This is a genomic window from Nocardiopsis halotolerans DSM 44410 (assembly GCF_000341065.1).
GTDB classification, from domain to species: domain Bacteria; phylum Actinomycetota; class Actinomycetes; order Streptosporangiales; family Streptosporangiaceae; genus Nocardiopsis; species Nocardiopsis halotolerans.
Window position 1 is genome coordinate 1 of the sequence record NZ_ANAX01000167.1, and the last position, 718, is coordinate 718.

The 718-nt window shown below is 74.8% G+C and carries 1 pseudogene; it reads left to right on the top strand.

Annotated features, from left to right (window positions below):
- A pseudogene (locus D455_RS34165) lies at positions 1 to 298 on the top strand (hypothetical protein); the annotation flags it as partial.
- Positions 299 to 718: the final 420 nt, after the last annotated feature.

Sequence of the window (718 nt, forward strand, 5' to 3'; positions counted from 1 at the left end):
GACCGCCCTGCTGGAGCGCACCGAGGCCCTGCTGCTGGTCCTGGGCGCGACCGCGTTCACGGCCCAGGCCATGCTCGGGCTGGTGTTCGTGCTGTACGGGACGGCGATCGCCCTCAGCGGACGCCTGCCCGCATGGGTGGGCTGGTCGGGCGCGGTCGCGGGCGCCGGGTGGCTGGCGGGCGCGCTCGTCGTCGAGTTCGCCGTCATCGTGCCCTTCACCGTGCTGGTCTGGGTCTGGACGGTGGTGCTCGCCGCGGTGCTCGTACGCGAGCGGCGCGCCGAGCACGCCCACGCCTGAGCCGTGTCGTCCGGCCGTGGGCGCCGCGNCGTCTCTCACGCCGCCATGAGCCGGGGTGGTCGGAGACGTCGGGAGCGAGTCGGAGTCGCGGCCCGTACACGAGAAGCCGCGGACACGCGAAAACCCCGGGACGACGGCCTTGGGCGCGGCCCTGGTCCGCCACCGGCGTTCCCGGCGTTCCTTCGCGGCGCCAGCGTGGGCCGCCCTCCCCGCCGGTCGGCGCGGCAGGTGCTCAGTCGTGCGGTGCCGAGGCGTTCAGGCACCGCGTGGGACCGGAGACCTCGCGGTGGATCCGGTCCTGAGCCGGGTGAGGTCGCCCGATGCCATCGCCGACACCAGTCCCGGGCCCGAGCGTTGAAGTCGCTTTTCCGTCAGAGGCGACAGGCCGACGATCGCTGCCGTGCCGGTGGCGACGCCGGC